The organism is Thioalkalivibrio sp. (assembly GCF_041690275.1).
Taxonomy (GTDB): Bacteria; Pseudomonadota; Gammaproteobacteria; order Ectothiorhodospirales; family Ectothiorhodospiraceae; genus Thioalkalivibrio.
This window is the reverse complement of record NZ_JAWLHP010000040.1, coordinates 12,304-20,572: the sequence shown is the minus strand read 5'-3', so window position 1 is coordinate 20,572 and position 8,269 is coordinate 12,304. Positions and strand designations below refer to the sequence as shown.

General features: G+C 68.1%; 9 protein-coding genes. 7 read left to right on the top strand and 2 right to left on the bottom strand.

The genetic code is table 11. The features are described 5' to 3' along the window. The 5 genes from ACESMN_RS09170 to ACESMN_RS09150 form a co-directional block, all read left to right on the top strand. Positions 1–498, top strand: a 498-nt coding sequence (locus ACESMN_RS09170; protein WP_373053295.1) for an energy transducer TonB, incomplete at its 5' end; no start/stop codon positions are given. A 26-nt stretch (positions 499–524) separates the two neighbouring features. Next, complete coding sequence (locus ACESMN_RS09165) at positions 525–1,271, top strand: MotA/TolQ/ExbB proton channel family protein (protein ID WP_373053294.1); 747 nt, start codon at positions 525–527, stop codon at positions 1,269–1,271. A 2-nt stretch (positions 1,272–1,273) separates the two neighbouring features. After that, positions 1,274–1,687 (top strand): ExbD/TolR family protein, encoded by a 414-nt coding sequence (locus ACESMN_RS09160; RefSeq protein WP_373053293.1) that lies wholly within the window; start codon positions 1,274–1,276, stop codon positions 1,685–1,687. 1,126 nt (positions 1,688–2,813) lie between these two features. Beyond that, positions 2,814–3,371: a hypothetical protein gene (locus tag ACESMN_RS09155; RefSeq protein WP_373053292.1), complete on the top strand. Its 558-nt coding sequence runs from the start codon at positions 2,814–2,816 to the stop codon at positions 3,369–3,371. A gap of 50 nt (positions 3,372–3,421) precedes the next feature. Continuing rightward, entirely contained in the window at positions 3,422–4,168 is a 747-nt protein-coding gene (locus tag ACESMN_RS09150) for a hypothetical protein (RefSeq protein ID WP_373053291.1), read from the top strand. Between the two features lie 94 nt (positions 4,169–4,262). Here the strand turns inward: ACESMN_RS09150 and ACESMN_RS09145 are convergent, their stop codons facing one another. After that, positions 4,263–5,708 (bottom strand): GntP family permease, encoded by a 1,446-nt coding sequence (locus tag ACESMN_RS09145; RefSeq protein ID WP_373053290.1) that lies wholly within the window; start codon positions 5,706–5,708, stop codon positions 4,263–4,265. Then, complete coding sequence (locus ACESMN_RS09140; protein WP_373053289.1) at positions 5,705–6,778, bottom strand: patatin-like phospholipase family protein; 1,074 nt, start codon at positions 6,776–6,778, stop codon at positions 5,705–5,707. The genes ACESMN_RS09145 and ACESMN_RS09140 overlap by 4 nt, the downstream gene beginning before the upstream one ends. A 283-nt stretch (positions 6,779–7,061) precedes the next feature. On the opposite strand from ACESMN_RS09140, the gene ACESMN_RS09135 reads away from it, so the two are divergent. Both ACESMN_RS09135 and ACESMN_RS09130 read left to right on the top strand, forming a co-directional pair. Beyond that, a complete protein-coding gene (locus tag ACESMN_RS09135; protein WP_373053288.1) occupies positions 7,062–7,427 on the top strand; it encodes a CidA/LrgA family protein in 366 nt (121 codons plus the stop codon). Beyond that, complete coding sequence (locus ACESMN_RS09130; RefSeq protein ID WP_373053287.1) at positions 7,424–8,158, top strand: LrgB family protein; 735 nt, start codon at positions 7,424–7,426, stop codon at positions 8,156–8,158. The genes ACESMN_RS09135 and ACESMN_RS09130 overlap by 4 nt, the downstream gene beginning before the upstream one ends. Positions 8,159–8,269: the final 111 nt, after the last annotated feature.

Here is an 8,269-nt window from a genome sequence, read left to right as displayed (position 1 = left end):
CCCGAACCGAAGCCCGAACCGAAGCCCGAACCGAAGCCCGAACCGAAGCCCGAACCGAAGCCCGAACCGAAGCCCGAGCCGGAACCCGAACCGAAATCCGAGCCCGAGCCGGAACCGGAACCGCGTCCCGAGGCGCGTGAGGAGACCTCGCGGGCCGGACCACGGGTGGGCGAACGACCGGTTCCGGGCGCGTTGGAGGAAGGGGCGGGCGAGTCCTTCGAGGAACCGGGTTTCGGGGCCGCCTACCTGAACAATCCGCCACCCGAATACCCGCGGATCTCGCAGCGGCGCAGGGAGGAGGGCACCGTGGTGCTGTGGGTGTCGGTCGCCGCCGACGGACGCCCGGTCAACTGGCGGGTGGAACGCAGCAGCGGCCACGAGCGCCTGGACGATGCGGCACTCGAGGCCGTCTCCGGGTGGCGCTTCGAGCCGGCCCGGCAGGGTGGCCGTCCAGTCGCCGCCTCCGTGCTGGTGCCGATGGAATTCCGGCTGCAATGACGATCACAACGCGTTAAGGGCACGACATGAACGACCCGAATATCCTGTACGTCTTCTACCACGGCGATCCGGTGCTGATCGGCGTCTTCGTCACGCTGCTGGTGCTGTCGATCGCGACCTGGGCGATCGCCGCGACCAAGGGCATCAGCCTGGTCGAGACCCGGCGTGCGAACCGGCGGTTCCTGCAGGGCTTCTGGAACGCGGACAGCCCGCAGGCGTTGCGGGATGTGGTCTCCAGCGGACCCGGTCCGCTGGCCGAGATGGCCCGGGATGGCTGGCACGCCACCGAGACCTATCCCGGACGCCACGACTCGAGCCCCCAGGGCGAGCAGCGCCTGGAGGACCACATGATCCGGATGATCCGGCAATCGCTGGACCGCCAGCAGCTGCGCATGCAGGCGGGACAGACGCTGCTCGCGTCGGTGGGCAGCCTGGCTCCGTTCATCGGCCTGTTCGGCACCGTCTGGGGGATCCACAACGCGCTGATCGAGCTGTCGATTCTGGAGAGCGTCTCGATGGAGCTGGTCGCTGGTCCGCTCGGGGAAGCGCTGGTCGCCACCGCCGCCGGCCTCGCCGCAGCCATCCCCGCGGTCGCGTTCTACAACCTCTTCAACCGCTTCAACCGGCTGCTGCAGCAGGATCTCGAGGCCTTTGCGCACGACCTGCATGCCTACCTGATGCATTCCGGCCACGCGCCGGGCGCGGCGGGCCGACAGACCGGCGCGTTCCCGCTGCCGGGCAGTGGCACCGAGCCGACTCGGCAGGGTGCCTGACCATGTCCTTCGGGCGCCTGGGCAACATCAACGAGCCGATGTCGGAGATGAACGTGATTCCGCTGGTGGACGTGATGCTGGTGCTGCTGGTGATCTTCATCGTCACCGCGCCGGCGATCACGCATTCGGTGCAGCTGGAACTGCCGCGCGCGAGCAGCACGCCGAGCGAACAGACGGTCGACAGCGTCACCCTCGCACTGGACGCCACCGGGCGGTTGTACTGGGATAACGCCCCGATCGACGATGCGGCGCTGTTCGGGCGCCTGCGCGATGCGGTAGCGGCCAACCCCGAACTCGCGGTCTATCTTCGCGCCGACAGGGACACCCGCTACGAAACGCTGGCCCGGGTGATGGCCGATGCCAGCCGGGCCGGTGTCGCCCGGCTCGGCTTCGTCTCGCAACCGGAGGCGAACTGATGCCATCCGACCCGGGGAGCCGTGGCCGGATACACACCGGCGGGATCGTCCGCTCGCCTGCCAGGATCGGATGATCCGGGATCGGGTGCCCGAACGATCGCGGTGACCGGCGCGACCCCCCTAAGGAAGCGCTGAATAGAGCCATACTGGCTTTCTCGGCGCACACTGCGCTGCACAGATGATTTGCAGCTTGCTTCAGAATCAACCACCTGCGGCGGTCGATTCTGGCGCCACTTCCGTGTGCCGCAGGGAAACGCCGATAAATCAGCGTTTCTCTGAATCCGGAAGCGGCCGAAGGGCGGGCAAAACGAAGTGTCCACCGCAGATCGCCGTGGCCGGGGTGGGCCTGCTGCGCTTGGCCCATGCCATGCCGAAGGGCGGCTCGCGACGGGAGTGAAGGGGATTTTCCCCCTGACGGTTCCGTGAACCAATGGCCGAGTCCTGCGGGTGCGGTCCCGGGTTGACCTGGCGACACCGGGTTGGATCACCGCGCTTCTTGACTCGAAAACAATAATGCGTATCATTCCAGGTGCAGCGGGAACGACGCCTGCTGCGCGACCTCTCCAGACGCCTCCTTCGCTGGGATTGCTGCTCAGCCCGCCGCCGCGCTTGACGGTCCGCCAGCCAGGCAGCCCTTTTTTTCCCAGCTCATCCGCCATTCCCGGACGACCGCACGATGCCGGCGCCCCAGGAGGGATTCGTGTCGCGTGAACTGCGCCGGATCGCCAGGGCTCGCCCCGGTGGCGGCTCGGATCATCAGTCGACCCCTCCCAATACCCAGATCCGGGCTCGCGCAGCATGGGTGACAGAAGGCCCGCGAGGCAGGGTTGACATGGGTGATCAATAACAGTAATCATTCTCATTAAGGCTCGTGTTTGAGTCGAACTCGGCCCAACGCCAGCCAGCGTGGAGCCCGTCACAGGGCGCCACGCATCGCCAGCAGGATGGTCTCGCCGCCAACAACCCGGGAGCAAGCTATGTCCTGCAAACCACTGCCCGCGATCACGCGCGCCACCCTCGTCTCAGGTCGCCTCCTCATCCGAACACCACGTGCCGCTCTGATGCCGGGCGCGGGGGGTGGCGCCGCAAACCCGGAACACGATTCGCGGGCGCGGGGGGTGCGGTGATGGAGATCCACCGGTTCGTTTCCAGGGGTTCGGCCTGGCCCGTCGCGACCGCGCAGCTTCCGGCGCTGCTGGAAGTGGTGGATGAGCGGCAGATCCCCGTGGAGTTCTCCCTGGATCCGGGAAGCGGCCAGGTGTCGGTTCAGGCCGAATCCGTGCGATATCGCTCGAATGGCCCGCGACTGGTGCTGGACGCGGCCGGGAGCCGGATCCGGATCGATCTGGAACGCGTGGTGGAGGCGCGGGTGGTCAGTCGTGCACAGGGATCTCGCAGACGCCTGGGCGTGCAGCTGCTCGGAGCGGACGGAACGGTGCTGCTGGCGCTGACGGGACCGGAGGCGGGCTCCGGTCTCGCGTCCGATGTCTGGCAGCTGGTGGTCGAGGCGATGCTCCCGACCGGTGGCAGGGGTGAGCGGCACCGTTCTTCGCCGTCCGCTCCGGGATGGGGCGGGTGGACGGGCCTGGCCACCACCGGGCCAGCGTCCGGCCGCTGGCAGCCGGTATCCACCTGCCTGATGGAGGGAGGCCCGCTGTCGTCTTTCACCGTGCGGGGATCCTGATCTTTGATCGACCGGCAACGCGCCACGAAACGGTTAGCGGAGGAGACCACATGACACCATGGCTGCAGATCCCGTTGCTCTTCGTGCTCTCGCTGGGCTTCGCCGGCCTGGCCCTGATGACCTCGTTCCGCGTGCACCGCCGGCTCCTGGAGGACGCGGGCACCCTGTCGGCGCTGGGTGCGCGGCTCGGAATGCGCTACCGCGTGCTGGGAGCGCCCTACCTGTCGCTGCCGGAACCCTTCGTCGTTCACGAGCGGCCCGGCACTGCAGCGGAGAACAGTCTGGCGGAGCGCAGCCTCGTGAGTTCCGGGACGGGCGGTCTGCCTGCCGTGTTCGAATACGCGACCTACCGTGACGGAAGGGGTTTGCGCCGAGCGGCCGCTCCGTTCGTGGTCCTGGCGGCGCAGGTCTCGACCGAGCTGCCGGCCTTCCGCCTGCGCCCGCGGTGGTGGCTCGACAAGCTCCTCGGTTCGAGGATTGGCGGCGCCATCGCCCGGCGTCTTCCCGATGCATGGGTTCTGCACCGTGATGCCGCGCTGCTGCCGGACGAGTGGAAGGATCGCCTCGACTGGCGCTTGCTGCAGGCGTCGGGGCTCTGGATTCAGGTCTCCGGATCCACTGTGTACCTTGCACTGCCGCCCCGGATTGGAAGCCCCAGCGGGTTCTGCGTTGGTGCGATCGAGGAGCTGGGGCGCCGTGCGATCCCCCTCCTCTGGCATCTCGGATCGCCCGACGCCACCCGGTTGCAGCGCCTCGTCCGGATGCAGGCATTCAACGCACTGCCGGCACGGAACTGACGCCCCCTGTCCAGGGACCCAACCGGGGACAGATTTGTAAATCTGTCCCCCGTCTACCCGGTCCCCGTCCCTCGGCGCCACCACTGCGCAGGAGTCAGAAACTGCCGAAGAGCGTGCCGAGCCCGATCAGCAGCAGCAGGGACAGAAACGGGGCCAGCATCGCGACCATGGCCAGATCGAAATAGGCCTGGCGGTGCGTGAGACCGGCGATCGCGAGCAATGTGATCACCGCGCCGTTGTGGGGCAGGGTGTCCAGCCCTCCGGTGGCCACCGCGGTGACCCGGTGCAGCAGGTCCGGGTGGATGCCGGCGGCCCGGGCCATCTCCAGGTAGGTGTCCCCCAGGGTCGACAGCGCGATGCTCATGCCACCCGATGCGGAACCCGTCATGCCCGCGAGCACGTTCACCGCGATGGCCAGCGAGATCAGCGGGTTGTCGCCGCCGAGCTGTATCACGCTGTCGCGGATCAGCAGGAAGGCGCTCAGCGACGCGATCACCGCGCCAAAGCCGACCAGGCTCGCGGTATTGAAGATCGGGACCAGCGACGCGTTCGCCCCGTTGTCGAGGCTCTGCTTCAGCTGCGGGAGCCTGCGCCAGTTCATGGCCACCAGCAGCAACAGCGCCGACACCAGCCCGGCGATCACGGCCCAGATGCCGCGCACCTCCTCGACGTCCGTCTCCCCGTACACAGGCAGGGCAAGGAACTCGGTGTCCATGCGCGGGATCACCACGAAGGTGAACAGCAGGTTCACCGCGATCACGGTGACCAGCGGGAGCAGCGCGACCGGGAACGACGGCGGCCCCACCGGCGGTTTCTCCACCGGCAGCTCCATCAGGTCGAAGCCCTCGCCGGCCGCCTTCTCCCGCAACTCGCGGTCCGGCGCGAATGCGGCGTCCGGATGGTCGCCGTAGCCCTCGTGCGCGAGCCTGCGCGCCCGGTGCTGGAGCCACAGCATGCCGAGCGTGAACATCGCCACCGCGGTAATCACGCCGAGTCCCGGCGCCGCGAAGGGGCTGGTGCCGAAAAACGGCATCGGGATCGCGTTCTGAATCGATGGCGTGCCCGGCAATGCGGTCATCGTGAAGGTGAAGGCGCCCAGCGCGATGGCCGCGGGGATCAGCCGCTTGGGGATGTGGGCCTGCCGGAACAGGGCCGCCGCGATCGGGAATACCGCGAAGGCGACCACGAACAGTGACACGCCGCCATAGGTCATCACCGCGCCGGAAAGCACGACGGCGAGGATCGCGCGGTTGGCCCCGAGTTTCGCGATGATGCCGTTCGCGAGGGCCTGGGCGCTGCCCGAGTCCTCCATCAGCTTTCCGAAGACCGCGCCGAGCAGGAAGATCGGGAAATACAGGGTGATGAAGCCACCCGCGCCGCCCATGAAGATCTGCGTGTAGGCGGCCAGCGCGTGGCCCTCCCGGGTCGCGACGACCGCGAAGGTCGCCAGCGCCGGGGTCAGGATCAGCAGGCTGACGCCCCGATAGGCGAGGTAGATCAGCAGCCCCAGGGCGGCCCCCACCACCAGAAGACCGGTCATGGCGGATCCCCCGGCTCGTCCGTCGCCGGCGGACGCAGGCTGTCCCTGGCGAACAGGGCCTTCAGGTCGAAGGTGGCCCGCACCCCGAGGTCATCGTAGTGACGCTCGAGGAAGCGGTCCGCCCACGACCAGCCCTGTTCCCTGAGGTGTTGCAGGTACCCCCACTCCGCGTTCAGCTTGCTGGACGCGTCGAGGTCCTTGAGTTCCTCGTGGGCGTGGATCAGGTGCACGAAGACATCCCGGTAGCGCTCCGATTCGAGCTGCTCGACCGCGATGAGCTCGTGCAGCAGTTCGATCAGCCGCAGTTCCTTCACCAGGCTGGCGTTGAACGTGATCTCGTTGATCCGGTTCACGATGTCCCGGCCGGTTCGAGGCAGGTCCTCGCGCTCGAGCGGGTTGATCTGCACGATGACCAGGTCCCGGGTGGCCTGGTTCTCCACCAGCGGGTACAACGCCGGATTGCCGATGTAGCCGCCATCCCAATAGGCCTCCCCGTCGATCTCCACCGCCTGGAACATGAACGGAAGGCACGCGGATGCCATCACCGCGTCCACCGACAGGCCCGGTTGGGTGAAGGTCCGCCCGCGGCCGGTGCGGACGTTGGTCGCCGTCACGAACACGCGCAGATCCGGACACCGGTTGACCCGGCCGAAGTCGACCTGATCGGCGAGCAGATCCCGCAGCGGATTGACGTTCAGCGGGTTCAACTCGTAGGGGGAGAACTGCCGCGTCAACTGCTCGAAGAAGAGGTAGGCGGGGGAGTGGTCGAGGCTGTAATTGCTGGTCAGCCGGTCCCAGGGGCTGCGCTGTACCGGTGACAGCAGCGCCGCGTTGCTCACTGCCCTCCAGAACCGGTACAGGGCCTCGCGCGCCCCGTCGCGTCCACCCCGGTCGAGGCCGTCGGCCATCACGACCGCGTTCATCGCGCCCGCACTCGTGCCACTGACGCCCGAGATGTCGATGCGGTCGTCCTCGAGAAGCCGGTCCAGGACCCCCCAGGTCAATGCCCCGTGGGCACCACCGCCCTGCAACGCCAGATCAACGGTCTTCGGACCGGTTCCGGATGTCATGCACTCCCTCCGAGCCTCGCCTGACGGAGCCGCTATTGCACCGCAGCAAGGGTCGGCTGTCCAGTCCGGAGGTGACGGGGACGGGAGCAGCGCGATCCTCCACGCCAACCTTCATGACCTGTCGGCACCCCCGAACATGAAAAGGCGCGCCACGGAAGACGCGGGAGCACATTGAAGAGAGCTTGAGTACCCTTGGTTTCCGTGCCGTCCGTGTTCTTTCGTGGCGACATTTCCGCGCTACAGTTCCGGACCTGTCCCGAGGCGATTCCGCAGGAGTTCGATCATGGTCCATGCCATCCTTGCCCTACTGGTCTGCCAGCTGCTCGGCGAGATCATCGTCCGAGCCGCGGGTATCCCGATACCCGGACCGGTGCTGGGGACCCTGCTGATGCTGGGCGCGCTCGCCGCGCTGCGGGAGGTACCGGAGGAGCTCAACGCGGTGGCGGGCGTGCTGCTCTCCCATCTCTCGCTGCTGTTCGTGCCGGCGGGTGTCGGCGTGATCCTGCACGTGGCGCGGATCAGGGCGGAGTGGCTGCCGCTGCTGGCAGGACTCTTCCTTTCCACCGCCCTGACCATTGCGGTGACCGCCCTGGTCTTCTTCCGGGTGATGCGGAAGATGGGACTGCAGGAAGCGGAGCCGGAACCGTGAGCGGCCCCGTGGAAGGGACGGACCACTTCGACCTGCTGTGGGTCTACCTGCAGCAGGAGCCGCTGCTGTGGCTCACGGCGACCCTGGCCGCCTACGCGATCGGACACGCACTGCACCGGGCGACAGGCGGGTCGCCGCTGGTGAACTCGGTGGCGGTCGCGATTGCGCTGCTGGTGGCGGTCCTGGCGGTCAGCGGGACCAGCTACGCGACCTACTTCGACGGCGCCCAGTTCGTGCACTTCCTGCTCGGCCCCGCGACCGTGCTGCTGGCGGTGCCCCTGTACCGCAACTTCAGCCGCGTGCGCCGTCTGCTGGTGCCGATGCTGGCGGCGCTGCTGGCGGGATCAGTCACCGCCGTGGTCTCCGCGGTGGCGGTCGCCGGAGTGCTTGGCGGCAGCCGCGAGACCCTGCTGTCGCTCGCTCCGAAGTCGGCCACCACGCCCATCGCGATGGGGATCGCCGAGGAGATCGGCGGCCTGGCCTCGCTCACGGCCACCCTGGTGATCATCACCGGGATCATCGGGGCGATGATCGTGACCCCGCTGCTGAATGCGCTGAGGGTAACCGACTGGGCCGCCCGCGGCTTCGCGGTGGGCGTTGCCTCGCACGGCATCGGGGCGGCCCGCGCCTTCCAGGTGAACCAGCTCGCCGGCACCTTCGCGGGAATCGCGATGGCCCTGAACGCACTCCTGACCGCGCTGCTGGTGCCGCTGCTGGTTGGGTGGATCTGACGGCCGTTTCCGCAGGAGCGGCCTCCGGCCGCGATCCGGCAGGGTCTGGCCGGGGCGCATCGCGGCTGGAAGCCGCTCCCACGTGAAGCTCCCGCGTGTAGGAGCGGCCTC

Excerpts from the sequence above, each read along its gene's own strand:
- ACESMN_RS09165 (WP_373053294.1), top strand. The coding sequence starts at position 525 with ATGAACGACCCGAATATCCTGTACGTCTTCTACCACGGCGATCCGGTG.
- ACESMN_RS09160 (WP_373053293.1), top strand. The coding sequence starts at position 1,274 with ATGTCCTTCGGGCGCCTGGGCAACATCAACGAGCCGATGTCGGAGATG.
- ACESMN_RS09155 (WP_373053292.1), top strand. The coding sequence starts at position 2,814 with ATGGAGATCCACCGGTTCGTTTCCAGGGGTTCGGCCTGGCCCGTCGCG.
- ACESMN_RS09150 (WP_373053291.1), top strand. The coding sequence starts at position 3,422 with ATGACACCATGGCTGCAGATCCCGTTGCTCTTCGTGCTCTCGCTGGGC.
- ACESMN_RS09145 (WP_373053290.1), bottom strand. The coding sequence starts at position 5,708 with ATGACCGGTCTTCTGGTGGTGGGGGCCGCCCTGGGGCTGCTGATCTAC.
- ACESMN_RS09140 (WP_373053289.1), bottom strand. The coding sequence starts at position 6,778 with ATGACATCCGGAACCGGTCCGAAGACCGTTGATCTGGCGTTGCAGGGC.
- ACESMN_RS09135 (WP_373053288.1), top strand. The coding sequence starts at position 7,062 with ATGGTCCATGCCATCCTTGCCCTACTGGTCTGCCAGCTGCTCGGCGAG.